We start from the raw sequence: 25273 nt of genomic DNA on the forward strand, positions 1-25273 counted from the left end.
ATGGCCCAGCCTTTAACCGGTCCTTGTCACAGAAAGTTTGTCTGATGCCTTAAGCAGTTTGCTTTTTCAGGGGATTCCGGTGTAAGTGCAAGAATTCATGTGCGGTGTTGGTGCTTTTGTTTATTCCTGCAAAAGATCTGCAATCATACTCTCTGAATCTGGATGCCTCTGGATTCGGAAATTGGATGTAAGATGTTTTGCAGTCAGAGTAACTGCAGGTTAAGTCACCGACATCGTGGACAATTTCACCGAAGCAGGACGTTTTTGCGCCTTGTCGCTGCTTCGCGTGGTTGGTAAAGTAGGCGGATTTTATTTTTCGCCCCCAGCTAGCAGGATTATCCTTTCGTTATGTTTAAGAAATTTCGTGGCATGTTTTCCAACGACTTGTCCATCGACCTGGGTACCGCCAATACCCTCATCTATGTAAAAGGACAAGGCATCGTGCTGAATGAGCCCTCAGTTGTGGCTATTCGTCAGGATCGTGCCGGTTCGCCTAAAAGCGTTGCGGCTGTCGGACATGAAGCTAAGCAGATGCTAGGGCGTACGCCCGGTAATATCGCGGCTATTCGCCCGATGAAAGATGGTGTTATCGCCGACTTCTTCGTGACTGAAAAAATGCTGCAGCACTTCATCAAACAGGTTCATAGCAACAGCTTCCTGCGCCCAAGTCCGCGTGTTCTGGTCTGTGTTCCCGTCGGCGCAACGCAAGTTGAACGTCGTGCAATCCGCGAATCTGCACAAGGTGCGGGTGCGCGGGAAGTGTTTCTGATTGAAGAGCCAATGGCTGCAGCGATCGGTGCAGGTTTACCTGTTTCTGAAGCAACAGGCTCCATGGTTGTAGATATCGGTGGTGGTACCACAGAAGTGGCCGTCATCTCTCTTAACGGTGTGGTCTACTCTTCTTCTGTACGTATCGGCGGTGACCGCTTCGACGAAGCCATCATAAATTATGTGCGCCGTAACTATGGTTCATTGATTGGTGAAGCAACGGCTGAGCGTATCAAACACGGCATCGGCTCTGCTTATCCGGGTGATGAAGTCCATGAGATTGAAGTGCGTGGACGTAATCTGGCTGAAGGCGTTCCGCGTGGCTTTACACTGAATTCAAACGAAATTCTGGAAGCATTGCAAGAGCCTCTGACCGGCATTGTTAGCGCGGTGATGGTTGCTCTGGAACAGTGTCCACCAGAACTCGCTTCCGACATCTCCGAGCGCGGTATGGTTCTGACCGGCGGTGGCGCATTGTTGCGTAATCTCGATCGCTTACTGATGGAAGAGACCGGTATTCCGGTGATCGTCGCAGAAGATCCGTTGACGTGCGTTGCGCGTGGCGGTGGTAAAGCGTTGGAGATGATCGATATGCACGGCGGCGACTTATTTAGCGAAGAGTAGTCTAAGCTAAGACGTTAGCGTTTTAGCAAAGACTTTATTTAGCGAAAATGGGTCTTGCCCGCAAAGGTAGCTGTCAATCTGGTGAAAACCTGCTGCGTCAAAGTATGCAGTGTCAAATTGGCGTCGAGCACTGACTTGCCTGAATGAGAAATTGTTCAGGCAGGTTGCGCACGTCGTCATTCGGTTGCTGCTTTATCTTCCAGGGTTGTCTTTCACTTCGATTGGCTGATACCTTTTGTTGCAGAGGAACTCGCATATTTTATGAAGCCGATTTTTAGCAGGGGCCCTTCCCTGCAACTGCGACTTTTTTTGGCTATTCTCATTGCCATCGTCCTGATTTTTGCCGACAGTAAAATAGGTGCGTTCGTTAAGATCCGTACCTATATGGACACTGCCGTCAGCCCTTTCTATTTTTTGTCAAATGCTCCGCGTGAATTCTTGGATCAGATATCCAACACGTTCGCGACCCGCCAATCCCTTGAACTTGAAAACCGCGCATTGCGTCAGGAGTTGCTGCTCAAAAACAGCGATCTGATGTTGCTTGGTCAGTTCAAACAGGAAAATGCCCGCTTACGTGAACTATTGGGGTCACCGTTGCGTCAGGATGAGCACAAGATGGTGGCGCAGGTTCTGTCGACCAGTAATGATCCTTATAGCGACCAGGTGGTTATCGATCAGGGTAGCCAAAAAGGTGTGTATGTCGGTCAGCCGGTGATCAGTGACAAAGGTGTCGTTGGGCAGGTGGTCGCCGTGGGCGCTCTGACCAGTCGCGTATTATTGATCTGCGATGCCTCGCATGCTTTGCCGATTCAAGTATTACGCAATGATATCCGCGTCATTGCCGCCGGCAGTGGCTGCACAGACGATCTCCAACTAGAGCACTTACCGAGCAATACCGATATTCGTGTGGGTGATGTGCTGGTGACCTCTGGTCTGGGTGGGCGTTTCCCTGAGGGGTACCCGGTTGCCGTCGTCTCTTCGGTTAGAGTCGATAGTCAGCGTGCTTACACGGTGATACAGGCTCGCCCGACGGCGGGTCTGCAACGTTTGCGTTACCTGTTACTGCTTTGGGGTTCTGATCGTAACGGGGACAAACCGTTGCCACCAGAGGAAGTCCATCGTGTTGCCAACGAGCGTCTAATGCAAATGATGCCGCAGGTCCTGCCACCTCCGGGTGATATGGGCCCACCGGCACCGGTTCCGCAGCCTGCAACCGGTACTATCACTACGCCGGTATCGCCACGGCCTGCAACCACCAGGGGCGGGCAATGAATCGCTACCGGAGCCATGGGCGCTGGATAATTTGGCTATCCTTTCTGATAGCCATGTTATTGCAGGTGATGCCATGGCCCCAAGAGATCTACATGTTCCGCCCATCTTGGCTAATGCTTATCCTGATCTATTGGGTCATGGCTTTACCGCACCGGGTTAACGTGGGGACGGGGTTTATCGTCGGGTTTATTATGGATCTGATCCTCGGTTCTACTCTCGGAGTACGCGCTCTTGCACTGGCGATGACAGCTTACCTGGTGGCGTTAAAATTCCAGCTATTCCGCAATATGGCGCTTTGGCAGCAGGCATTAATTGTTATGTTGCTCTCGCTGGCTGTTGATGTGGTGATTTTCTGGGCAGAGTTTTTGGTGGTTAACGTTTCGTTCCACCCTGAAGTTTTTTGGAGCAGCGTAGTGGACGGTATTTTGTGGCCATGGCTCTTTCTGCTGATGCGTAAAATTCGCCGTCAGTTCGCTGTTCAATGAGGGAATGATGACTGCACTTTATCTGGCTTCCGGTTCACCACGACGTCGTGAGTTACTTGCCGTTCTTGAATACGCGTTTGAGCATCTGGTTATTGATGTCGCGGAAGAACAGCAGGTGGGTGAAGCACCAGACGCCTATGTCGTCAGGTTGGCTTGTGAGAAAGCGCAGGCAGGAGTGAAAGTCGCTCCACAGGATCTTCCGGTGCTCGGCGCGGATACCATCGTGGTCCTTGAGGGCAAGGTATTGGAAAAGCCGCAGGATGAAGCTCAGGCCGCTCAAATGCTGGCTGCGCTCTCCGGTCGCCAGCATCAAGTGATGACGGCGGTGGCTTTTGCCGATCGAAATATTTATCGCAGTACGCTGGTTGTGACTGATGTCACCTTTCGTTCACTATCCGCGGAGGATATTCACCACTATATTCTGAGCGGAGAACCCATGGATAAAGCGGGTGCATACGGTATTCAGGGAAAGGGCGGTTGTTTCGTCCGTGAAATTCGCGGCAGTTACTACGCAGTGATGGGACTTCCTCTGGTGGAAACCCAGGAACTGTTCGGTGACTTTGTTGCATTACGCGAGCTTAGGAGAAAGCATGACAGCTGAATTATTGGTCAATGTCACCCCGTCGGAAACCAGAGTGGCTTACATTGACGGTGGCATTTTGCAAGAGATCCATATTGAGCGTGAAGCCAAGCGCGGCATTGCGGGCAATATTTACAAAGGGCGCGTTAGCCGGGTTCTTCCAGGCATGCAGGCGGCCTTTGTAGATATTGGCTTAGAGAAAGCGGCATTTTTACACGCATCGGATATCATGCCGCACACCGAATGTGTGGCTCGTGATGAACAGAAAAACTTCAACGTGCGTGACATCGTAGAGTTGGTGCATCAGGGCGAGGATCTGATGGTGCAGGTGGTAAAAGATCCGCTGGGCACCAAGGGTGCACGCCTGACCACCGATATCACGTTGCCCTCACGCTATTTGGTTTTCATGCCAGGTGCATCCCATGTGGGTGTATCGCAACGCATTGAAAGTGAAGCAGAACGCGATCGCCTCAAAAAAGTCGTGTCGGAATATTGTGATGAGCACGGTGGCTACATCATCCGCACCGCGGCTGAAGGCGTGGGCGAAGAAGAACTGAAGCAGGACGCCGCCTTCCTTAAGCGTTTGTGGACCAAAGTGATGGAACGCAAGCGTCGTAACAAAACTAAGTGCAAACTTTATGGTGAATTGGCGCTGGCGCACCGCGTGTTGCGTGATTTTGCCGGTGAAGCGCTGGACCGGATCCGCGTTGACTCGCGATTAACGTATGAATTACTGGTGGAGTTCACCAGCGAATACATTCCGGAAATGACCGCCAAACTCGAGCATTACAATGGCAAGCAGCCTATTTTTGATCTGTTTGATGTCGAGAACGAAATCCAGCGCGCGCTGGAGCGTAAAGTCGAACTCAAGTCAGGTGGTTATCTGATTATCGATCAGACAGAAGCCATGACGACCGTGGATATCAATACGGGCGCCTTCGTTGGCCATCGCAATCTCGAAGAAACCATCTTCAATACCAATACCGAAGCCACTCAGGCCATCGCTCGCCAACTGCGTCTGCGTAATCTTGGCGGTATCATCATCATCGATTTCATTGATATGTCGAATGAAGAGCACCGTCGTCGAGTCTTGCACTCTCTCGAACAGGCATTGTCGAAAGACCGCGTCAAAACGGGGGTTCACGGTTTCTCCGCGCTCGGATTGGTTGAAATGACGCGTAAGCGTACTCGTGAAAGCGTGGAGCACGTATTGTGCAGTGGCTGCCCGACCTGCCATGGCCGCGGTACGGTGAAAACGGTCGAAACGGTATGTTATGAAATACTGCGCGAAATCGTGCGGGTTCATCATGCCTATGATGCTGACCGTTTCCTGGTGTACGCCTCTGCGGCTGTCGGTGAAGCGTTGAAAAGCGAAGAGTCCCACGCGCTGGCTGAAGTGGAAATTTTTGTCGGTAAGCAGGTGAAAGTTCAAATTGAACCGCTCTACAACCAAGAGCAGTTCGACGTCGTGATGATGTGATATACCTGTAATACTTAAGTTTTAGAGGCGTTGGCGACACGCATTCACTGAGGGTCACGAGGTTGGCGTTTGTTAGTTTGCCGCCTTTCTGCAACGTGAATTATGTAGGGTATAAATGTTTGGTTTCCATTGCTACTTAAGTCAATTAACACACCGCACAGAATGGAAGACAAGGAGATAAGTTTGAGGCGACTGCCCGGGATACTGCTAACCACATGTGCAACAATTGTCGTGATTGTTGCTTTGATTATCAGTGGCTTGCGTCTGGCTTTACCTCAGCTTCATCGTTTCCAGCAGCAGTTGGTTGACCAGGTGCAGTCGATTAGCGGCGTGCCGATCACTCTCGACCAAATCAGCGGTAATTGGCAAATCTTTGGACCGACGCTGGAGTTGAAAAAACTCAGCGTGACCCTGCCTGATGCTTCAGTCAACGTAGAACGCGTCACACTGGCGCTCGATGTTTGGCAATCTTTGCTGCATATGCGCTGGCAGTTTCGTGATCTGACGTTCTACAATCTCGATCTCGATATCAACGCCACTTTTGGCGGCAACACCAAAGACAGCAAAGGTTTCGAAGCCAACCGTATCAGTGATATTTTTCTCAAACAGGTCGACCATTTTGACCTGCGCGACAGCCGTATCTCCTTTCTGACACCCTCCGGTCCACGCGCCGATATTTCTATCCCACAACTGACCTGGTTGAACAGTCACAACCGCCATCGTGCTGAAGGATTGGTGAGTCTGTCGAGCTTTAACGGGCAGCACGGCGTCGTTCAACTGCGTATGGATCTTAACGACAATAAAGGCCTGCTCAATAACGGAAAGATTTATCTGCAGGCCGATAATATTGATATGAAACCCTGGTTCAGCCGCTGGTTGCGCAGTAACACCGGATTAGAAAGTGCTGATTTTAGCCTTGCGGCCTGGCTTACCGTACGCAATGGTGATATCGCCGCTGGCGACGCTTGGGTGAAAAAGGGGGCTGCGACATGGATAAGTGAGGGCCAGGACCACCGACTGGATGTTGAAAACCTGACGATGCACGGCAGTCGGCAGGGTAATGGCTGGCAAGTGGAGACTAAACAGCTCAACCTGAAAACGGACGGGCAGGCCTGGCCAAAAGGTACGCTTAGCGCACTCTATTTGCCTGAAAACAATGCGTTCCTTGGACCATCGCAAAGTGAAGAACTACGCCTGCGCGGTACACAGTTACAGCTTGAACGGCTTGGCCCGATCATTCCAACCTTCTCATTCCTGACGCCGGAACTGCTTGAGCGTTGGCAGGATCTACAACCCCAAGGGATGGTCGATACGCTAGCCCTAGACATTCCGATCAATCAGCCCGATCACACTCGTTTTGATGCCAAATGGCATGATGTCACCTGGCAGCGCTGGAAATTACTGCCGGGTATTAATCATTTCAGCGGCGCTTTAAAAGGCAGCGTACAGCGTGGTCAGATGACGGTGAATTTACAGGACAGTACACTACCGTATGGCGAAATGTTTCGTGCACCGCTAGAAGTGAGTTCCGCACAAGGGACATTCGACTGGAGTAATGACAAAGACGGGTGGGGTTTGTGGGCTAAAGGTGTGGATGTCAAAGCCAACGCGCTTTGGGCACACGGCGACTTCCACTATAACCATCCCGCCAACGGCCAGCCATGGCTGAATATTCTGACCGGTATTCGTCTATACGATGCAGGCCAGGCTTGGCGATATTTCCCTGAAACCCTAATGGGTAAACATCTGGCAGACTACCTTTCCGGTGCGATTCAGGGCGGGCAGGTGGACAATGCGACGCTGACCTTTAACGGCAACCCGCAGGATTTCCCGTTCAAAAATAACGAAGGTCAATTCCAGGTTTGGGTGCCGTTGCGTCATTCGACCTTCCAGTTTCAGCCGGAGTGGCCAGCGTTGACCAATCTGGATATTGACCTCGACTTCCTCAATGACGGTCTGTTTATGAAGGCGGCCAATACTCAGTTGGGGAAAGTGGATGGCAACAACGTCGTCGCAAATATCCCTGACTATCTGAAAGAAAAACTGTTCATTGATGCTGATATCAAAGGTACGGGCAAAGATATTGGCGCCTACTTTATGGATACCCCGCTGAAAGACTCGCTGGGAGCCGCGTTAGACGAATTGCAGATCAGCGGCGATGTAAGTGGTCGCTTACATTTAGGCATTCCACTCAATGGCGAAATGGTACGTGCCACGGGGGGCGTCAATCTCAACAATAACAGCCTGTTTATTAAGTCGTTGAACAGCACGATGGAACACCTCAGCGGGCAGTTCGCCTATGATAACGGCAATTTGCAAAGTAGCCAGCTCGCCGGCAACTGGTTCGGTCAGCCATTTAAAGCCCAGTTTAGCACCCACGAACTGAAGGACGATTACACCATTAACGTCGGGTTGGAAGGGAACTGGCAACTGGCGAAAATTACCGGCACACCGGCTGTTGTTGCCAGCAAAATCAGTGGCAGCGCTCCATGGAAAGGTGTTGTTGATATCTCTTTGCCGCATAAAGGCGAGCCAAACTACCGTGTTGCAATCAGTACGGATCTGAAGAATGTAAGTAGTCACTTACCCAGCCCGTTAGATAAAAAGGGCGGCCATGCTCTTCCCCTTAATGTCAATGTCAAAGGCGGGCTGCAAAGTTTTGATCTTAGCGGTGTATTAGGTGGGAAAGACCGCTTTAATAGTCGCTGGCTATTGGGTAAACAGTTGAAACTCGATCGCGCAGCCTGGCAGATGAATACCGCGAAGACGCCAGCGTTACCGCAAACCAGTAACCTCACGTTGCATCTACCGGCGCTAGATGGTGAAAGCTGGTTGGCGCTGATGTCATCGGATAGCGCCACCACCACCAAGGCCGGCAGTCGTGGCAAAGTGGCCAGCAAGGCACTTGCGCCCGAATTCAGCTTCCCGCATGAGATCACGTTGACCACGCCGCAACTGACGTTGGGCGGCCAGGTATGGAATGACCTGCTGCTACGCTCGACCCAAGGCAGCAACGGTATGAGCATTACGGCGATGGGTAAAGAGATCGACGGCACACTCATGATGAATGATGCTGGCCCGTGGAAAGCCGATTTACGTTACCTCTACTTTAACCCGCAGTGGACCGTGGCTGATGCGGCAAGCGGAGGTAAAACCTCATCTAATCCTTTTGCTGAAGACAATATCTCCTTCGCCAACTGGCCTGCCTTACAGCTCCGTTGCCAAGCGTGCTGGTTCCTCGGGCAGAATTTCCGTCGGGTGAATGCTGATCTGATACCAGTGGGTAACCAGCTATCGCTGCGCAACGGCCTTATCGACACCGGCGTTGTACGCCTGGATGTGCAGGGTGACTGGAAGCAGAATGGCTCAGGACAAAGCACCGGCCTGAAAGGTAAACTGACGGGCAAAGATGTCGAAGTCGCCACCTCGTTCTTTGGTGTGACTACGCCGCTGCGCGGTGCGCCTTTTAACATCGATTTTGACTTGCACTGGAAATCCATACCCTGGAAACCGGATCTGAAAACCTTCAATGGCACGATGAAAACGGATCTCGGTAAAGGCGAAATTGCTGACCTCGGTGGCGGGCGTGCTGGTCAACTACTACGTCTTGTGAGCTTTGACGCTCTAATGCGTAAGTTACAACTAGATTTCAGCGATACTTTTGGCAAAAATTTCTATTTTGACTCGATCAAATCCACAGCATGGATTAAAGATGGCGTGATTCATACCGATGACCTGCTGGTTGACGGCCTGGCTGCTGATATCGCTATGACTGGCAGCGTTGATCTGGTTAACCAGCGTCTGAATATGGAAGCCGTGGTCGCCCCGGAAATTTCTGCCACGGTCGGTGTGGCAACAGCGTTCGCCATCAACCCCATTGTGGGGGCTGCGGTATTTGCTGCCAGTAAGGTACTGGCACCGTTGTGGAATAAAATTTCGCTGATCCGTTATCACATTGATGGCACCATCGCCGAGCCAAAAATTAATGAGGTTCTTCGCCAGCCAAGACCTGCAAAAGAACCCGCAGCCGCCGCTGCGCCCTGAAATACCTGTCATTACGGTATTGGCTATGTATATCCCGTGTTACGATTATATTGTCTGGCCTGGAATGACGAATCTTCCGGCCAGAACAATTCATCCCCAAAGAGAGTGAAGAACTTATGAGTTTGGCCTTAGTCAGTGAGCGGTTACTAACCGCTAATAATCTGAGTCATCAAGACCTGTTTGCTGTGTTAGGTCAACTGGCTGAACGCCGTCTCGACTATGCAGATCTCTTTTTTCAATCCAGTTTCCACGAGTCCTGGGTGATTGAAGACAGCATCATCAAAGATGGCTCTTACAATATTGATCAAGGTGTAGGCGTTCGTGCCGTCAGCGGCGAGAAAACCGGTTTCGCGTATGCAGACCAAATCACCCTGAATGCTTTGAATCAAAGTGCCTCAGCAGCGCGCAGCATTGTACGTGAACAAGGTAACGGTAAAGTCCATACGCTGGGCGAAATTGGCTATCAGGCGCTTTACACGATCCTCGATCCACTTCAAAGCCTTTCACGTGAAGCGAAAATTGAATTGCTGCATTGTGTTGATCGCGTGGCACGAGCAACTGACAAGCGGGTGCAGGAAGTCAGTGCCAGCATCACTGGCGTGTATGAAAGTGTACTGGTTGCGGCCACTGACGGTACGCTGGCGGCAGATATTCGTCCGTTGGTGCGGTTGTCCGTCAGCGTGCTGGTGGAAGATGATGGCCGCCGTGAGCGTGGCTCAAGCGGTGGCGGCGGACGTTTTGGTTACGACTACTTCCTCGAAAGCGTTGATGGTGAAGTGCGTGCGGAGGCCTACGCGCGTGATGCGGTGCGCATGGCACTGCTTAACCTGAGTGCGGTCGCGGCTCCGGCAGGTGGAATGCCTGTGGTGTTGGGGGCGGGTTGGCCCGGTGTTCTGCTGCATGAAGCGGTAGGTCACGGTCTGGAAGGCGATTTTAACCGTCGTGGTACCTCGATGTTCAGCGGTCAGATGGGCCAGTTAGTGGCATCGGAGCTTTGTACCGTGGTGGATGATGGCACCATGCCAGGACGTCGTGGATCGCTCGCCATTGATGATGAAGGCGTACCGGGTCAGTACAACGTACTGATCGAAAACGGCGTGCTGAAAGGTTACATGCAGGACAAACTAAACGCGCGTCTGATGGGTGTGCCACCCACCGGAAACGGCCGCCGAGAATCCTACGCGCATCTGCCGATGCCGCGGATGACCAACACTTACATGCTGGCGGGAAAATCCACACCGGAAGAGATCATCAGCAGCGTCGAATACGGCTTGTATGCGCCAAACTTTGGTGGTGGACAGGTAGACATTACCTCCGGAAAATTCGTTTTCTCAACCACTGAAGCTTATTTGATCGAAAAAGGTCGCATCACCAAACCAGTCAAAGGCGCGACACTGATAGGTTCAGGCATCGAAGCCATGCAGCAGATCTCCATGGTCGGCAACGATCTGGCGCTTGATAAAGGCGTCGGTGTCTGTGGAAAAGAGGGGCAGAGCCTACCAGTCGGCGTCGGCCAGCCAACGCTGAAGCTGGATAATATTACCGTGGGTGGCAGCGCGTAATCATCGTTTTTTCATCGACGTTGACGGGAACCTCAGGGTTCCCGTTTTATTTTGATGATTTCGGCCCCATCGTCCCTTGCCTATACCCCTGATAAACTTTCCCAACCTGTTTAAAATATTCTGTCAGATAGTTAATACACACCTGCACTTTCAGCGGTATTTTGTCTTTTTCGGTATAGAGCGCATACACCGGACGTGGGTCGGACTGATAATTGCCGAACAGGATCTCCACGTCTCCGGCGTTGATTTCGTCAATGATCCACATTAGCGGCACATGCGCGATGCCGACTCCAGCTTTCAGCCAGCGAATTAAGGTCTGCGAATCATTGGTGACGAAACGTCCGTGTGGCGTAATGCGTGTCGTAATACCTTCCGGTGCGATTAACTCAAAATCTCTGTCGGGTCGCACGCTGTATTCCAGCCATGAGAAGTTGACCATATCGGCTGGTTTGTCAGGTGTGCCGTGTTGGCTCAGATAGCTGCGCGCGGCGCAGACCACCATAGGCATTGACCCCAACCGCCTGGAGAACAAACTGGAGTCCTGGAGCGCACCAACGCGGATCACCACGTCGAGGCCATCGGCAATCAGATCCGGCGCCGGAATGCCGGTAACCAGATTAACTTTCAGTCCAGGATACTCAACCAGCATCTCGGCGGTCATCGCGGCTAATACGTTTTGTGCCATTGTGGATGAACTACCGATGCGTAATGTGCCGGTTGGCGTGTTGTTGAAGGCATATAATTGTTCATGCACCTCGCGTACCTCCTGCAGCATTTTCAGGCATCCCTGATAATATATTTTACCGGCCTCGGTCAGGCCAATGCTGCGGGTGCTTCGGTTTAACAATTTGACTTGTAAGTCATTTTCTAGCTTTGAAACAGTCTGGCTGATGGCGGAAACGCTCAGGTCGAGGCGACGTGCAGCAGCGGTAAAAGAACCACTCTCCACCACCTGAGCGTAAATCGACATGCGTTTTAATCGGTCCATTGTTAACTCTGGCTTAAAAGTGATTGTGGTCACAGAATGTTGATAACTTGATAATAAGCACGCTAATATACCCTTCTAGGTAATAAACCCCAGTTTCAGTATTGACTGGCGGTATCGCTACTTACCTTCGCACACTTCCCTGGCAAATCCATGGTGTCTTTTACCCTCTTCTGGCTCTCAGAATGAGACGATATTGTCTAAAATAATAAATCATGCGCGGACGTGGTGAGGGGCGATTTTCCGCTGCGCTACATTAAGGAATTATGCATGAGTTTGCTTCCGGTTATGGTGATTTTCGGATTGTCGTTTCCTCCGGTATTTTTTGAAATCCTGCTGGCGCTGGTGATCTTTTTCCTGTTGCGGCGTCTATTACAGCCTACCGGGATTTACGACGTTGTCTGGCATCCGGCGTTATTTAATACAGCCCTGTTTTGCTGTGTGTTTTACTTGATTTCTTGCTTCTTCATCTGAGGGTGTCGTGAAAAATTTTTCTATAAAAATAATGCGTTACGCAATAACGTTAATCCTTGTCGCCCTCGCTGTCGTCGCTATCTTCCAGGCATGGGCGTTCTATACCGAATCACCCTGGACTCGCGATGCGAAATTCAGTGCTGATGTGGTCTCTATCGCCCCGGATGTCACGGGTCTTGTCACTGATGTGCCTATCGTTGATAACCAACTGGTGAAAAAGGGCCAGATCCTGTTCAAGATTGATCAGCCGCGCTATCAACAGGCTTTGGATGAAGCCAATGCTGATGTTGCTTACTACCAGGCACTCGCTGCGGAGAAAAAACGCGAAGCGCGACGTCGTGAAAAACTTGGCGTGCAGGCCATGTCGCAGGAAGAAATTGATCAGGCTAATAACGTATTGCAAACCACACAGCATCAACTGGCGAAGTCCCTGGCTGCACGCGATCTGGCGGAGCTTGATCTCCAGCGTACCGTGGTAACCGCGCCTGCTGAAGGCTGGGTGACCAACCTTAATGTGCACCCTGGAAACTATATCAATCGCGGTTCGACCGCCGTCGCACTGGTGAAGAAAAACACTTTTTATATTCTGGCGTATCTGGAAGAAACCAAACTGTCAGGTCTGAAGAAAGGTGACCGGGCGGAAATCACACCACTGGGCAGTAACCGCATTATGCATGGCTCGGTCGACAGCATTGCCGCTGCGGTAACCAATAGCTCTTCTTCAGCCGCCACCAATGGCCTTGCAACCATCGACAGTAATCTTGAATGGGTAAGACTGGCACAACGTGTGCCGGTGAAAATCACCCTGGATGACGTAGACCAGCAGCACCCGTATCCTGCGGGCACCACGGCGACCGTGGTGATCACCGGGGATCACGACAGACAGCATGAACATCAGTCAGGATTTACCCGACTGTTGCGCCGTCTGCGTGAATTCGGCTAAGAGATCAACATGAACAGCCAACTCATTTCGCGCGTCAGATTCGGCTGCAAGCTGACATTCGCTATCCTCGGCGCGCTGATCCTCGGTTTCTATTTTCATTTGGAAACACCGCGCTGGTCAGCGATGACGGCTGCGATTGTGGTCTCTGGCCCCGCGATGGCCGCTGGCGGTGAGCCTTTTGCCGGTGCTATCCGTCATCGTGGTCTTCTGCGTGTTATCGGTACCTTCATCGGGTGTATCGCTGCGTTAGTGATCATCGTCGCCACCGCTCGTGCGCCGGTAGTGATGTTACTTTTATGCTGCATCTGGGCTGGCGTCTGTACCTGGTGGTCTTCACTGGTCCGGGTTGAAAACTCTTATGCCTTGGGGTTGGCTGGTTATACCGCGCTAATTATCGTGGTGACTTCCGCCAGTACGCCACTGCAGACACCGCAGTTTGCCGTCGAGCGGTGCAGCGAGATTGTATTGGGGATCTGCTGTGCCGTTGTCGCTGACCTGTTGTTTTCGCCACGGTCGATCAAATCTGATGTTGACCGTTCGGTCAGTCAGTTACTGCTCGACCAGTTCGCTCTGATGCGGTTGTGCGTCAATCAGGGCGAAAAGGAAGATATTGATAAATCGTGGAGCAATCTGATTAAGAGCACCACGGCACTTAACGGTATGCGCAGAAGCCTGATTATGGAGTCGTCACGTTGGCAGCGTGTTAATGAGCGGCTGAAAGCACTGCACAGCACATCGCTGAGTATGATCACGCAAGCTTGTGAAACCTACCTTATCTTGCAAACTTCACCCGATCGTATTACATCCAATATTGAGGAACTGTTTGCCGAACCGGCAGAAACGCCAATTGAGGTCCATCGGCGTATGAAACAGCTGCGTCAGGCGATCTCCTCAACGCGCAGCGACGAGATTTTGCTGACAATCAGCTCATGGATCGGCGGTGGGACGCGGGCGCTGCTCCTGGCAAAAGGTATTCAAACCAACTGCAGTATCAGTAGTGTGGAAAGTAACATTCTTAACAGTGAAGTCGTGGTGAAACCGGCTTCAGCTGAGCGGCATCACGCCATGATCAACGGACTGCGAACTTTTGTTGCCAGTGCGGCCGGTTGTCTATTGTGGCTGTGGACCGGTTGGACCTCTGGCAGTGGCTGCGTGGTTATCATCGCAGTGGTGACTTCATTGGCGATGCGTACGCCCAATCCCAAAGGTATGGCGACTGATTTTATCGTCGGGATGCTGCTGGCCATTCCGGTCGGCTCGGTGTACTTCATGCTGATTATGCCAGCGACTCAGCAAAGTCTGTTTCTGTTGTGTCTATCGTTGGGGATATTCACCTTCTTTATCGGCATTGAGGTGACCAAGCGACGCCTTGGAATGCTCGGGCTACTGGTTGGGACAATCAATATTTTGGTGCTCAGTAATCCGATGAAATTCAATGTGGCCGCTTTTCTCGACAGCGCCACCGGTCAGGCCATTGGGACCATGATTGCGTTGGTTGTGCTGTTGTTGATCCGCGACAATTCGCGCGAAAGGACCGGCCGTACGCTGCTCAACCGTTTTATGAGTAGTGCGGTGTCGGCACTGACCACCAAGGTGTATCGCCGCCGTGAAAACCATCTGCCTGCGCTTTACCATCAGCTCAACCAGTTATTGGTAATGTTCCCGAATGATATCGGCAAATACCGGTTAGCATTGATGCTGATCATCGCTCACCAGCGGATGAAAATGGCGGAAATTCCGGTCAGTGAGGAGCTTTCGACGTTCCATAAAAAGATCCGTAATACTGCAGACCACGTGGTTTCTGCGGGCGACAGCAAGCGCCCATACTACTATCAGCGGCTGCTTGCAGAACTGAATGAGTACCAGCAAAAACTGGTCGAATACAATGCGCCACCCAAAGTGACCGAACCGGTAAAACGGCTGACTGAGATGTTGAAAAAGTATCAGCACGCCTTCTTAGCCTGACTGTAAAGGCTGTGCGAAAAAAACCGTTGTCATTCAAGGCAGCGGTTTTTTTTGTCTAAATGGCGATGAGCATGCTGTGCGGTAAGTGTTCAGCCCCCGATTTTAGCCGCTATACTTAAGGTATTGGATACATAACTATTCTTTCGCCATCCGCTGCCTGCAATGGTTTAGCAAAGAGGCGGAGTATGCCAATGGCGGCATTATTTCATGGGTAAAAGAACGCGCGGGTTTTTTCCCGTTGTCGTGCTGGCGAAACAATCCGCCGTTACAATGGCGGTGTTGACCGCAGAACTGGCCTTGATGAGTGACGGCCGCCGCGGCACAGACCGGGTACTTTTCGCCAGTGATGGCCAACACAACAGACAACGTGTTCGGGTGGAGTGAATTCGATGAGTAAAGTGGTCTTCGATTTTAATGACATCCCGGATTTAGCCACCTTTTATGGCGAGTTCGCACGTCAGTTTGCGCTGAGTGAAAGCTTTGGTGCCAATCTGGATGCGCTTTGGGATGAAGTCACCGGTGGAATAAAACTGCCGGTGGAAATAGATTTTGCCAATCTTTCAGCAGCGCGAAAACGGCGCTTTGGAGCGCTGATTTTGCTGTTTGAGGAAGCAGAAGAGGAACTGGACGGTGGATTGCGTTTTAACCTACTTGAAAAACCGGCCGGATATAAGCAGCAAGCTTAACCTGTCCTGAAAAACAAAAACCACCGTAGTGTGCCACGGTGGCTGCTGTCATTCACTGGGAACCGTGGATCACATATCTTTGGTTTCGGCCAGCTCGCGCAGATATTGAAAAATCTGACGATAGGACTTCGGCGGCTTATTGGTCGCCTTCTCTTTTTGGGCATTGCGGATCAGCGCACGCAACTGCTGGCGATCGGCATCGGGATAGAGCTCCAGCACGGAAGGGATCACGTCATCTCCTTCTTCCACCAGACGGTCACGCAGCACTTCCAATTTATGGAACAGCGAAACCTGCTGGTTGTGACGATTCTTCAGTTTGTCCAGCGCTGTGGTGATAGGTTCGACATCGCGCGAGCGTAGCATTTTACCGATCAGTTGCATCTGACGGCGGCGGCCCTCTTTTTTGATCTTCTGCGCCAGATTGATTGCGTCACGCAAATCTTCGTCCAGCGGCAGTTTATCCAGCGAGTTCTTGCCTAAGTCGACCATCTCCTGACCCAGATCTTTCAGGGTTTCGGCGTCACGTTTAATTTCACTTTTACTGACCCAAATGATCTCATCATCTTCTTCGTTCTCGTTTTCCGGAACATCATCGGACCAGTCGTCAATTTTCTTTGTCATGGGGCGCTTTCTCTTTCCCGGGAATAGCCGTTGGGATATTCCTGTCAGCTTGATTGTGCTTTATTGCATGGCGGCATTATGCATGGTTATGCGGTAATCCTCCATGTTCTGTTGCAGATTAAGCCGTATAGGGCTGGCCTGAGTGCGAAATTCCCTCCGCTCTCTGTTAGACTCAGTGGCAACAACACCCCTTTTTTCTCATAAGTGATGGCAGGCTGATGAACGTAGTCAATCAAGTTGCACAACAGCGTAAGACTCTGGAACAGGCCGTAGCTCAGGCTCTGGAATTGGCGAAAGCAGGTTCAGATGCGGCTGAAGTGGCGGTCAGTAAAACCACCGGTATTGGGATCAGCACCCGCTTTGGCGAGGTCGAAAATATTGAGTTCAATAGCGATGGTGCACTCGGTATTACAGTTTATTATCAGAACCGCAAAGGCAGTGCATCCTCAACCGATCTCAGTGCCGATGCAATCTCGCGTACCGTGCAGGCTGCGCTCGATATCGCCCGTTTTACCTCGCCAGATCCGTTTGCCGGTGTCGCCGATCGTGAGATGCTGGCGTTTGATGCACCGGATCTTGACCTGTTCCACCCGACCGAACTTGACGCCGATCGCGGTATCGAGTTGGCTGCGCGTGCTGAGCAGGCGGCACTGGCAGCCGATAAACGCATCACCAACAGTGAAGGTGGGAGCTTCAATAGCCATTATGGTATCCGCGTGTTCGGCAACAGCCACGGCATGCTGCAAAGCTACTGTTCTACTCGCCACTCTATTTCTGCCTCGGTTATCGCTGAGCATGACGGTGATATGGAACGCGATTACGCTTATACCATCGCTCGCAGTATGAATGACCTGGCCAATCCTGAGTGGGTGGGGGCGGAATGTGCCCGCCGCACGCTGTCGCGCCTTTCTCCACGTAAATTACCGACGATGCACGCGCCGGTCCTGTTTGCTGCCGAAGTGGCAACCGGTTTATTCGGTCATCTGGTCGGCGCTATCAGCGGTGGCAGCATTTACCGGAAATCTTCATTCCTGCTTGATAGCCTCGGCAAACAGATCCTTCCCGAATGGTTAACCATCGAAGAGCATCCGCATTTGTTACAGGGTTTGGCATCGACCCCATTCGACAGTGAAGGCGTGCGCACCGAGCGCCGTGACATCATCAAAGATGGCGTATTACAGAATTGGCTGATGACCAGTTACTCCGCCCGCAAACTTGGCTTGCAAACCACCGGTCACGCAGGCGGCATCCACAACTGGCGTATTGCCGGCCAGGGTGAAGATTTCGCGGGGATGCTGCGCAAGATGGACAAAGGTTTAGTGGTAACTGAATTGATGGGCCAGGGCGTCAGCGGCGTGACAGGGGATTATTCTCGCGGAGCATCCGGTTTCTGGGTGGAAAATGGTGAGATTCAGTATCCGGTCAGTGAAATCACCATCGCCGGTAATCTGAAAGATATGTGGCGCAATATGGTTAGCATTGGTAGTGATATCGAAACCCGCAGCAACATTCAGTGTGGTTCGGTACTCCTGCCACAAATGAAAATTGCTGGCGAGTAATTCTTCTTCGTTTATCCTATGCGCAGTGGCTGCCCGGCCGCTGCGTATATTCCAGACTTATCTTTACAAAAAAGTCGTGCCAGTTTCTCCTCTATCAGCCTATTTTTAGTAAGTCTTACAAGCCATGTCGTTTGATCTAATAAAAGTTAAAATAAGCGAGAATAATTATGCGTAAACAATTGATAGCGTTAGCAGTGGTAGCAATGTTAGGCAGTAGCATGGCCGCAGTCGCGGCAGATTTAGAAACGGATATGGGCACGATTGCCGATAACTACGGCAAAGTACTGAAAGCAGACAATGCCAACGACTTCACCGCAGGTCTTTCTAACATGAAAGCGGCGGCTCAGGATGCGAGAAAAGCCACACCGGCGAAGCTGAAAGGTCAGGATGCTAATAGCCCGCAAATGCAGGATTACCGTAAAGGTATGGATACGTTAATCGGTCAGATCGACAAAGCGTCCGAGTTGGCTAAAGCCGGTAAGATGGATGAGGCGAAGAAAGAAGCCCAGGGCTTTAAAGCGACCCGCAATGAGAATCACAAGAAATTTAAGTAAGCTTTTTGGCCTCTGAAGTATGAAGGGCTCAGCATGCTGAGCCCTTACCAAACCTATATTAACCTCGCAACTCCCCACTGGCTTCGGGCTGGAACAATAACTCAAGCACTTCAATCCGGCTCTCTTTGCCGTTAGGCATCGTCCAGGTAATGATGCTACCGACGCGCAGGCCAAGCAGTGCCGCGCCGAGCGGTGCCATCACGGATAACTGCTGGTCAGTGTCCTTCAGTGCAGCCGGGTATACCAGCGTGCGAATATGTTCTTCGCCTTCTTTGCCTTCCGTAAAGCGTACCTTGCTGTTCATCGTCACGACGTCGGCAGGCATGTCCTGCGGCGGCAGGATTTCAGCGCGATCCAGTTCTTCGTTTAGGGCCTCTGCAACCGGGTTGTTGGCATACATCGGCTTCGCCAAGAGGGTGTCTAAACGTTCTGCATCAAGCTCATTGATGGTCAGGGTCGGTTTGCTCATATCATTTTTCCTAATTTCCTTCTATCTCGCCATCCACATGGATGGCGTAGGGGCGGCAGGGTTGCCAGTTGTTAAAAAGCAACACCCCCGCGCATCAGCGCAGGGGTGTTGGTGTTTTTATTTTCTATCCTTTGATACTAGGCGGAGATTGCCGAAAATGGAAGCGCCGTTCTCTTCATTCGGTGCTGCTAAAATTCCTATTACCAATGAAATACTCTGAGTACCTGCCATCGTGGCCGTCATATCTCCAGATTAATCTCGGTTTTGAGGATGTGATCCACTTAGGTCATCGCATTTCCAGTTCGAACTGGAAAAAAACCGACTACACAGAAAAGGGTCTTAGGGTTAGGGTAAAGACAGATGATTTTTGGCATCGCATGGTAAGGAAAGAGGTGATCGCGAGTGAACAACGCAACCGCATCTGTTAATACGGCAGGGAAAATCAGTTTGGAAGACGCAGAAGCAACAACAGAGAAAGTACTAAAAGATATTCAGGCAATGTTAAATGCCGAAGATATTTATACCAATGCTGTCCAACAGCAGATGTTAACTTCCCATGTAAAGGCCATGGTATTACGTTCTATTACCGGAGAACCATTACCTGAAGTTGATAAAGAACTGTTTGACGAGATATCTGCAGATTCTATGCGAATGGCCGAACAGGTGGTTGACTTGTTCGAGAATTTACCGATTGAGGAGGCATATTTACTCTCGGTGCATTTCGAAGTGGCTAAAGACAATAATTCATAACGATTTATCTTTTTAATAATTTATCTGGAGAAAGAGATCATGGGACAAATTACTGTTGTTATCGGCGATCGTTTAGGTAAAGGCCAGAAAGTGGCCGCAGGTGTTGAAGCCGCGGGAGGCCGAGCTGTCGTGGTGCCGGGTGTTGCCGCTGACATGAAATTAGGCGACGTGATGAAAGCAGAAAATGCCACCTTTGGTATCTCTTTCTGTGGCAGTGGCGGCGCGGGCGCAATTACTGCGCAAACCAAATATGGATATAAAGCTAAATACGGCATGCGCTCTGTTGATGAGGGTGTCACCGCAATTAATGAAGGCTGTAATGTATTAGGCTTCGGATTTATGGACAAAGAAGAGCTTGGGCAACGACTGGTAGAAGCTTATATCAAGAAATTTGGTCAGCCGTAATGAAACAACAATTAACGACGACTGTTCGGGTTGAAGGGAAAGGCGAGAATAAATCTGCCGCTTTTTCTGCCGCACTGAGTCAGGTACAGCGGAACGTGCTTAAATCCACTCAAAATATTCTGCTACGCATTGAGCCGCAGGACGTCAACGTCATTACGGCAGAGGAGACAATAAAAAGAGAAAAATTCCTGTTCTTTTTTCTGTCCAGGGAAAGAAAAAGTTATTACGTAGCCTTGGATATTACCGTCAATCTGACGGTAATTAATACCGATAAGGTTGTTTTTGTCACTAAATAAGGGGCATCCTTTTCGGAGGATAGGCTCTAAAAATATAATCTATACCCGAGATTATTCGATTTTCACCAACACGGAAATTGCATGATGAAAGGTATATAAATGACAAGGATATACTGATGTTCCTAATTATTTTATTTAAGTCGCTTATTATCGGGGGATTGGTGGGTGTGGGCGTAGGTGCAGGTGCTGCACGTATGTTTCACGCACCAAACGTGCAAGGGATGGGGGCTTTTCGTACTCTCGGGGAGTTAAATTCCTGTGAAGGCGATCCGGCTTCGCATTTCTCGTTCGGTTTAGGCTTCTTCTTCAACGCTTGGGCATCTTCTGTGGCAGCAGGCTCGTTCACACAAGACGTAGACCACCGCATTATTCCTCACTGGGCTGCCGCCGCGATAATGGTGAAAAACCGTAACGTCGCTGAAACCCTGCATGATCCACGCAAGATGGCGATCGCTGGTGCAGTGATCGGCATGATTGTCGTGGCTTTCCTGAACACGACCGCTTCTGCTGTACCTGAATCACTACAGGTGACAGCGGTGAAAGTACTGGTACCTGCAGCCAACATGTTGGTTAACACCGTGATGCCAGTGATTTTTTGGCTGGCGGCGATTGATGCAGGGCGTCGCTCTGGTTTCTGGGCCACCATTTTTGGCGGATTGGCGCAGATGATCATGGGTAATGCCGTACCGGGTTTGGTGCTGGGTATCCTGATCGGTAAGGGTGTTGAAGAGGGCGGCTGGAACCACATCACTAAAGTGATGATGGCGGCTATCATTGCGCTGTTCGTGCTCAGCGGGTTCTTCCGCGGTTTCGATGTGAAACTACTGCAATCCTTCATGTTGGACGTCCCAACCTGGCTGAATGGCATTCATAACTCTCTTAGCGGCAAGTAACTTCGCGAATCAATAGAACTGGAGCTCATGACAATGGAAGAACAAGCCAAAAGTGGTTTCTGGTACGCCGAGTGGTCCTTCCCGATTTTCGTCGGATTACTCTCGTCCGGGGTGTTTGCAGGGACGCACATGTACTACTTGTACGGTATTGGTGCTTTTAACGAAGTCGCCTTTGTCTCAATGCTGCGCGCAGGCATGGATACCGGTGTTTACGGTGCAGTAGCGGCCTTCGGTGCCAGCTTTCTGTTCGCACGAATTATCGAAGGTTCGCTGGTGGGGATACTCGATATCGGTGGCGCGATTCAGACCGGTATCGGCCTCGGGGTTCCGGCGATGCTATTGGGTGCTGGGATCATCTTCCCGGTCGCCAACTTCGCTGCGGCTCTGGTCACGGGGCTGATCCTCGGTCTGGCGGTAGGTTATATCATTATTCTGGCACGTAAATTTACTATCAATCAGAGTAACTCGACCTACGGTGCTGATGTGATGATGGGCGCAGGTAATGCCTCTGGTCGATTCCTTGGGCCGTTGATTATCCTCGCTGCGATGGCCGCGTCGATCCCTATCGGTCTGGGCTCATTGCTCGGTGCGTTGGTGTTTTACATCTGGCAGAAACCGATCACCGGTGGCGCAATCCTTGGTGCGATGATCCTTGGTGCTATTTTCCCCGTCGTGCTTTAACAGATAATAACCAGGTAAATCAGGTGCTGGAGAAGGTTTGCTCCGGCACCCGTTAGCAGAGTAAACGGTGCAGAAAAGAGCGGGTGACCGCGGTAACTTCACTACGTTTACGGAGAAAGGCATATGTATGATCTACTCATCCGACAGGCAAAAATCCCAGACGGCAGCCTGACTGATATTGCAATTCACAGCGGTAAAATCGCTGCTATCGGTTCGTTGGACTCCAGCGTGACCGCCAACCGCATTCTCGATTTGCACGGCAAGGTTTTCGTCAGCGCCGGATGGATCGACTCTCATGTTCACTGTTACATCAAATCGCCGATTTATCATGACGAGCCTGACTTAGTCGGCATCGCAAGCGGCGTCACCACGGTCATTGATGCGGGAAGCACCGGAGCCAATGATGTCGATGATTTCTATCAGCAGACTCGTCAGGCAAAAACCAACGTCTTTGTTTTCCTCAATATTGCCCGTACCGGTATTGTGACGCAAAACGAGCTGGCGGATATGGCGCAAATTGACAAGGTTGGCGTGCGTGATGCTATCGCCCGTAACCCCGGTTTTATCATCGGCATCAAAGCGCGCATGAGCAGCAGCGTTGTCGGTCAGAATGGCATCAAGCCATTGGTTGTCGCCAAGGAAATTCAGCAGGAGAATGCGGGTCTGCCGCTGATGGTCCACATCGGTAATAACCCGCCAGATCTCGATGAGATCGCGGATCTACTGACATCAGGCGACATCATTACTCATTGCTACAACGGTAAACCGAACCGCATTTTATCGCCAGAAGGCGTGCTACGCGGCTCCATAAAACGCGCACTCAGTCGTGGTGTGTTACTCGACGTTGGCCATGGCAGTGCCAGCTTCAGCTTTGAAGTGGCAGAACTCGCCATCCAGCAAGGCATTACGCCGCACACCATCAGCTCTGATATCTATTGCCGTAACCGCATCAACGGGCCAGTTCATAGCCTGGCTGCGGTGATGTCCAAATTCTTTACTGTCGGTATGTCACTGGAACAGGTGATTGATTGCGTCACCTGCAATGCTGCCGATGCGCTCCACCTGCGGTCCAAAGGGCGCCTGGAGGTTGGCGCTGACGCCGACCTGACGCTGTTTGAACTTCAACATGCGCCGAAGGTGTTCCTTGACTCTGAAGGCTTTTCAGTGACCGGTGAGCATCATCTCGTGCCATTGGCCGCTGTGGTGGCGGGCGTAACCCTATTCACTGATGAAGGGAGATCAAATGATGTCTTCAAATGCTAATCTTTATGAGAAGTACGATTTAAAACAAGTCATTAATGCTTCCGGCCGCATGACGGCGCTGGGCGTTTCTACCCCGCGCGAAGAAGTGGCCGATGTGGTTAATACCGGTCTGAATCACTACTTCGAAATGAAGGATTTAGTGAACAAAACCGGCGCGTACATCGCTAAATTGCTCGGCGTTGAAAATGCCGTCGTGGTGTCCTGCGCGTCTGCCGGTATTGCGCAATCCATCGCGGCTGTGATTGTGAAAGACAATGCATGGCTACTGGAAAACCTGCACGGCGCACCACTGGACTTGCCGCACGACATCGTGCTGCCGAAAGGCCACAATGTTAACTACGGTGCGCCGGTACAGACCATGGTGCTGATGGGCGGTGGCAAAGTAGTGGAAGCGGGTTATGCCAACGAATGTTCGGCTGCTCAGCTTGCCGCCTGCATTACTCCGCGTACCGCCGCCATTCTGTACATCAAGTCACATCATTCGGTGCAGAAAAGTATTCTGTCGGTTAGCGAAGCCGCTGCCGTCGCGAGGGAACACAACATTCCGCTGATCGTCGACGCTGCTGCCGAAGAAGATCTGACCTGTTATTACAACATGGGGGCTGACTTGGTGATCTACAGCGGTGCCAAAGCTATCGAAGGCCCGACCAGTGGACTGGTACTGGGTAAGCATCAGTATGTTGAGTGGGTGAAACTGCAATCTGGCGGTATTGGCCGGGCGATGAAAGTGGGTAAAGAGGGGATTCTCGGCTTAACTCAGGCAATCGAAAGCTATGTTACCCTGCCGAAAACCACCGGCCAGGAAATGGTCGATAAGATGACACCCTTTATTGAAAGCCTGAACCAGATCAACGGTGTCAGTGGCCGTGTGGTGTGGGATAGCGCCGGGCGAGATATTGCGCGTACTGAAATCACCTTTGATGAAGCGGTATTGGGCTGGAAAACTAAAGACATTGTCGATGCGATGAAAAATGGCCAGATTGCCATCTACTTCCGTGGTTACCGTGCCAACGAAGGCAAAATTGAAGTCGATGTGCGCAGCGTGACGCTGCCGCAACTCGCTATCATCGCAGATCGTTTTAAACAACTCTTCAGCGGAGAAAAAGCATGAAGCTGACCCCAAATTTCTATCATGATCGCGTGTGTCTGAACGTATTGGCGGGTTCCAAAGATAACGCCCGCGATATTTATGACGCCGCACAGGGGCACGTGTTGGTGGGGGTGCTGTCTAAAAATTACGCGGATGTACCCAGCGCCGTCGCGGATATGAAAGAGTACGCCGTGCTGATTGAAAACGCGTTGTCCATCGGCCTGGGTGCTGGCGATCCACGCCAGTCGTTGATGGTCAGCCAGATCTCACAGCAGGTTCAGCCTCAGCATGTGAATCAGGTGTTCACCGGTGTCGGGACCAGCCGCGCATTGCTTGGTCAGAGTGACAGTATCGTTAACGGACTGATCTCGCCCACCGGTAAAGTCGGCTGGGTTAAAATCAATACCGGGCCGTTGAGCGCCACTTTCACTGATGCTGTGGTGCCGGTAGAAACCGCCATTGCGCTACTGAAAGATATGGGCGGCAGCTCAGTAAAATATTTCCCTATGGGCGGCCTGAAAACTCGCGATGAATATGCCGCCGTGGCACGTGCCTGTGCGGAGCATGACTTCTGGTTGGAGCCGACCGGTGGAATCGATTTGGAAAACTTCGAGCCGCTGATGGAAATCGCGCTGGAAGCTGGCGTCAGTAAAATCATTCCCCACATCTATAGCTCAATTATTGACAGCAATAGTGGTAACACCCGTCCTGATGATGTCAGAACTCTGCTGGCCAGCGTTAAAAAGCTGATAGGTTGAGATAAGCAACATTTCCTTTCGCGCGGTGAGCTGTCTGCGCTGTTAAATATTCTGCGCCAGCCCTGT

The 25273-nt window shown here is 51.3% G+C and carries 24 protein-coding genes; 21 read left to right on the forward strand and 3 right to left on the reverse strand.

The genetic code is table 11. The annotated features are described in order from the left end of the window. The first annotated feature begins 348 nt into the window (after positions 1-348). The 7 genes from mreB to tldD all read left to right on the forward strand — a co-directional run bounded on the left by mreB (position 349) and on the right by tldD (position 10815). Complete coding sequence (mreB, locus tag IEV89_RS18800; RefSeq protein ID WP_188475046.1) at positions 349-1392, forward strand: rod shape-determining protein MreB; 1044 nt, start codon at positions 349-351, stop codon at positions 1390-1392. A gap of 261 nt (positions 1393-1653) precedes the next feature. Next, positions 1654-2664 carry a rod shape-determining protein MreC gene (gene mreC / locus IEV89_RS18805; protein WP_188475047.1) on the forward strand — a complete coding sequence of 337 codons (1011 nt, stop codon included), beginning with the start codon at positions 1654-1656 and terminating at the stop codon, positions 2662-2664. After that, positions 2661-3149 (forward strand): rod shape-determining protein MreD, encoded by a 489-nt coding sequence (gene mreD / locus IEV89_RS18810; RefSeq protein ID WP_188475048.1) that lies wholly within the window; start codon positions 2661-2663, stop codon positions 3147-3149. The genes mreC and mreD overlap by 4 nt, the downstream gene beginning before the upstream one ends. 7 nt (positions 3150-3156) lie before the next feature. Then, positions 3157-3750 carry a Maf family protein gene (locus IEV89_RS18815; protein ID WP_188475091.1) on the forward strand — a complete coding sequence of 198 codons (594 nt, stop codon included), beginning with the start codon at positions 3157-3159 and terminating at the stop codon, positions 3748-3750. Beyond that, positions 3740-5209 carry a ribonuclease G gene (gene rng / locus IEV89_RS18820; RefSeq protein WP_188475049.1) on the forward strand — a complete coding sequence of 490 codons (1470 nt, stop codon included), beginning with the start codon at positions 3740-3742 and terminating at the stop codon, positions 5207-5209. The genes IEV89_RS18815 and rng overlap by 11 nt, the downstream gene beginning before the upstream one ends. Before the next feature lie 183 nt (positions 5210-5392). Then, positions 5393-9253 (forward strand): AsmA2 domain-containing protein YhdP, encoded by a 3861-nt coding sequence (gene yhdP / locus IEV89_RS18825; RefSeq protein WP_188475050.1) that lies wholly within the window; start codon positions 5393-5395, stop codon positions 9251-9253. A 116-nt stretch (positions 9254-9369) separates the two neighbouring features. Continuing rightward, on the forward strand, positions 9370-10815 hold the full coding sequence (gene tldD, locus IEV89_RS18830) for a metalloprotease TldD (RefSeq protein WP_188475051.1): 1446 nt from the start codon (positions 9370-9372) through the stop codon (positions 10813-10815). 46 nt (positions 10816-10861) lie between these two features. On the opposite strand, the gene aaeR is transcribed toward tldD, so the two are convergent. Beyond that, positions 10862-11803, reverse strand: a complete 942-nt coding sequence (gene aaeR / locus IEV89_RS18835) for an HTH-type transcriptional activator AaeR (RefSeq protein ID WP_188475052.1) — start codon at positions 11801-11803, stop codon at positions 10862-10864. Positions 11804-12070: 267 nt separating this feature from the next. Between aaeR and aaeX the strand changes: the two genes are divergently transcribed. The 4 genes from aaeX (at position 12071) to IEV89_RS18855 (ending at position 15868) form a co-directional block, all read left to right on the forward strand. Beyond that, a complete protein-coding gene (gene aaeX / locus IEV89_RS18840) occupies positions 12071-12274 on the forward strand; it encodes a p-hydroxybenzoic acid efflux pump operon protein AaeX (RefSeq protein WP_188475053.1) in 204 nt (67 codons plus the stop codon). Between the two features lie 31 nt (positions 12275-12305). Further along, on the forward strand, positions 12306-13217 hold the full coding sequence (gene aaeA / locus IEV89_RS18845) for a p-hydroxybenzoic acid efflux pump subunit AaeA (RefSeq protein ID WP_373283419.1): 912 nt from the start codon (positions 12306-12308) through the stop codon (positions 13215-13217). A 9-nt stretch (positions 13218-13226) separates the two neighbouring features. Next, positions 13227-15182 (forward strand): p-hydroxybenzoic acid efflux pump subunit AaeB, encoded by a 1956-nt coding sequence (aaeB, locus tag IEV89_RS18850; protein WP_188475055.1) that lies wholly within the window; start codon positions 13227-13229, stop codon positions 15180-15182. Positions 15183-15571: 389 nt separating this feature from the next. Beyond that, positions 15572-15868 (forward strand): barstar family protein, encoded by a 297-nt coding sequence (locus tag IEV89_RS18855; protein WP_188475056.1) that lies wholly within the window; start codon positions 15572-15574, stop codon positions 15866-15868. A gap of 69 nt (positions 15869-15937) precedes the next feature. On the opposite strand, the gene yjgA is transcribed toward IEV89_RS18855, so the two are convergent. Further along, positions 15938-16489 carry a ribosome biogenesis factor YjgA gene (gene yjgA, locus IEV89_RS18860; RefSeq protein WP_188475057.1) on the reverse strand — a complete coding sequence of 184 codons (552 nt, stop codon included), beginning with the start codon at positions 16487-16489 and terminating at the stop codon, positions 15938-15940. Positions 16490-16707: 218 nt separating this feature from the next. Here yjgA and pmbA point away from each other — a divergent pair, with 218 nt between their 5' ends. Further along, positions 16708-18048: a metalloprotease PmbA gene (pmbA, locus tag IEV89_RS18865; RefSeq protein WP_188475058.1), complete on the forward strand. Its 1341-nt coding sequence runs from the start codon at positions 16708-16710 to the stop codon at positions 18046-18048. 167 nt (positions 18049-18215) lie between these two features. After that, positions 18216-18602, forward strand: a complete 387-nt coding sequence (cybC, locus tag IEV89_RS18870; protein WP_188475059.1) for a cytochrome b562 — start codon at positions 18216-18218, stop codon at positions 18600-18602. 58 nt (positions 18603-18660) lie between these two features. On the opposite strand, the gene rnk is transcribed toward cybC, so the two are convergent. Beyond that, entirely contained in the window at positions 18661-19071 is a 411-nt protein-coding gene (rnk, locus tag IEV89_RS18875; protein ID WP_188475060.1) for a nucleoside diphosphate kinase regulator, read from the reverse strand. A gap of 402 nt (positions 19072-19473) precedes the next feature. Here rnk and IEV89_RS18880 point away from each other — a divergent pair, with 402 nt between their 5' ends. From IEV89_RS18880 to dagF, 8 genes are all read left to right on the forward strand, one after another. Next, complete coding sequence (locus IEV89_RS18880; RefSeq protein ID WP_188475061.1) at positions 19474-19821, forward strand: PRD domain-containing protein; 348 nt, start codon at positions 19474-19476, stop codon at positions 19819-19821. Between the two features lie 39 nt (positions 19822-19860). Further along, positions 19861-20226, forward strand: a complete 366-nt coding sequence (locus IEV89_RS18885; RefSeq protein WP_140472361.1) for a glycine-rich SFCGS family protein — start codon at positions 19861-19863, stop codon at positions 20224-20226. Then, positions 20226-20522 carry a DUF4312 family protein gene (locus IEV89_RS18890; protein WP_188475062.1) on the forward strand — a complete coding sequence of 99 codons (297 nt, stop codon included), beginning with the start codon at positions 20226-20228 and terminating at the stop codon, positions 20520-20522. Before IEV89_RS18885 ends, IEV89_RS18890 begins: the two co-directional genes overlap by 1 nt. 116 nt (positions 20523-20638) lie before the next feature. After that, entirely contained in the window at positions 20639-21415 is a 777-nt protein-coding gene (locus tag IEV89_RS18895) for a DUF4311 domain-containing protein (protein ID WP_188475063.1), read from the forward strand. 33 nt (positions 21416-21448) lie between these two features. Further along, complete coding sequence (locus IEV89_RS18900) at positions 21449-22096, forward strand: DUF4310 family protein (protein WP_188475092.1); 648 nt, start codon at positions 21449-21451, stop codon at positions 22094-22096. A 123-nt stretch (positions 22097-22219) separates the two neighbouring features. Then, the gene (locus IEV89_RS18905) at positions 22220-23359 is read left to right on the forward strand and encodes an amidohydrolase/deacetylase family metallohydrolase (RefSeq protein WP_188475064.1); all 1140 of its coding nucleotides are present in this window, start codon (positions 22220-22222) and stop codon (positions 23357-23359) included. Next, the gene (locus tag IEV89_RS18910) at positions 23343-24470 is read left to right on the forward strand and encodes a DgaE family pyridoxal phosphate-dependent ammonia lyase (protein ID WP_188475093.1); all 1128 of its coding nucleotides are present in this window, start codon (positions 23343-23345) and stop codon (positions 24468-24470) included. Before IEV89_RS18905 ends, IEV89_RS18910 begins: the two co-directional genes overlap by 17 nt. After that, on the forward strand, positions 24467-25207 hold the full coding sequence (gene dagF / locus IEV89_RS18915) for a 2-dehydro-3-deoxy-phosphogluconate aldolase (RefSeq protein WP_188475065.1): 741 nt from the start codon (positions 24467-24469) through the stop codon (positions 25205-25207). Before IEV89_RS18910 ends, dagF begins: the two co-directional genes overlap by 4 nt. The last annotated feature ends 66 nt before the right edge of the window (positions 25208-25273 follow it).

It is taken from the genome of Hafnia psychrotolerans (assembly GCF_014639435.1).
Classification (GTDB): domain Bacteria; phylum Pseudomonadota; class Gammaproteobacteria; order Enterobacterales; family Enterobacteriaceae; genus Ewingella; species Ewingella psychrotolerans.

What these genes read in the sequence shown, in the direction of transcription:
- IEV89_RS18900 (WP_188475092.1), top strand. Translation starts at nt 21,449, where the DNA reads ATGGAAGAACAAGCCAAAAGTGGTTTCTGGTACGCCGAGTGGTCCTTC.
- tldD (WP_188475051.1), top strand. Translation starts at nt 9,370, where the DNA reads ATGAGTTTGGCCTTAGTCAGTGAGCGGTTACTAACCGCTAATAATCTG.
- aaeA (WP_373283419.1), top strand. Translation starts at nt 12,306, where the DNA reads ATGCGTTACGCAATAACGTTAATCCTTGTCGCCCTCGCTGTCGTCGCT.
- pmbA (WP_188475058.1), top strand. Translation starts at nt 16,708, where the DNA reads ATGAACGTAGTCAATCAAGTTGCACAACAGCGTAAGACTCTGGAACAG.
- IEV89_RS18910 (WP_188475093.1), top strand. Translation starts at nt 23,343, where the DNA reads ATGTCTTCAAATGCTAATCTTTATGAGAAGTACGATTTAAAACAAGTC.
- mreC (WP_188475047.1), top strand. Translation starts at nt 1,654, where the DNA reads ATGAAGCCGATTTTTAGCAGGGGCCCTTCCCTGCAACTGCGACTTTTT.
- aaeX (WP_188475053.1), top strand. Translation starts at nt 12,071, where the DNA reads ATGAGTTTGCTTCCGGTTATGGTGATTTTCGGATTGTCGTTTCCTCCG.
- rnk (WP_188475060.1), bottom strand. Translation starts at nt 19,071, where the DNA reads ATGAGCAAACCGACCCTGACCATCAATGAGCTTGATGCAGAACGTTTA.
- aaeB (WP_188475055.1), top strand. Translation starts at nt 13,227, where the DNA reads ATGAACAGCCAACTCATTTCGCGCGTCAGATTCGGCTGCAAGCTGACA.
- IEV89_RS18855 (WP_188475056.1), top strand. Translation starts at nt 15,572, where the DNA reads ATGAGTAAAGTGGTCTTCGATTTTAATGACATCCCGGATTTAGCCACC.
- IEV89_RS18905 (WP_188475064.1), top strand. Translation starts at nt 22,220, where the DNA reads ATGTATGATCTACTCATCCGACAGGCAAAAATCCCAGACGGCAGCCTG.
- aaeR (WP_188475052.1), bottom strand. Translation starts at nt 11,803, where the DNA reads ATGGACCGATTAAAACGCATGTCGATTTACGCTCAGGTGGTGGAGAGT.
- IEV89_RS18890 (WP_188475062.1), top strand. Translation starts at nt 20,226, where the DNA reads ATGAAACAACAATTAACGACGACTGTTCGGGTTGAAGGGAAAGGCGAG.
- dagF (WP_188475065.1), top strand. Translation starts at nt 24,467, where the DNA reads ATGAAGCTGACCCCAAATTTCTATCATGATCGCGTGTGTCTGAACGTA.
- mreD (WP_188475048.1), top strand. Translation starts at nt 2,661, where the DNA reads ATGAATCGCTACCGGAGCCATGGGCGCTGGATAATTTGGCTATCCTTT.
- IEV89_RS18885 (WP_140472361.1), top strand. Translation starts at nt 19,861, where the DNA reads ATGGGACAAATTACTGTTGTTATCGGCGATCGTTTAGGTAAAGGCCAG.
- cybC (WP_188475059.1), top strand. Translation starts at nt 18,216, where the DNA reads ATGCGTAAACAATTGATAGCGTTAGCAGTGGTAGCAATGTTAGGCAGT.
- mreB (WP_188475046.1), top strand. Translation starts at nt 349, where the DNA reads ATGTTTAAGAAATTTCGTGGCATGTTTTCCAACGACTTGTCCATCGAC.
- IEV89_RS18815 (WP_188475091.1), top strand. Translation starts at nt 3,157, where the DNA reads ATGACTGCACTTTATCTGGCTTCCGGTTCACCACGACGTCGTGAGTTA.
- IEV89_RS18895 (WP_188475063.1), top strand. Translation starts at nt 20,639, where the DNA reads ATGTTCCTAATTATTTTATTTAAGTCGCTTATTATCGGGGGATTGGTG.
- yjgA (WP_188475057.1), bottom strand. Translation starts at nt 16,489, where the DNA reads ATGACAAAGAAAATTGACGACTGGTCCGATGATGTTCCGGAAAACGAG.
- rng (WP_188475049.1), top strand. Translation starts at nt 3,740, where the DNA reads ATGACAGCTGAATTATTGGTCAATGTCACCCCGTCGGAAACCAGAGTG.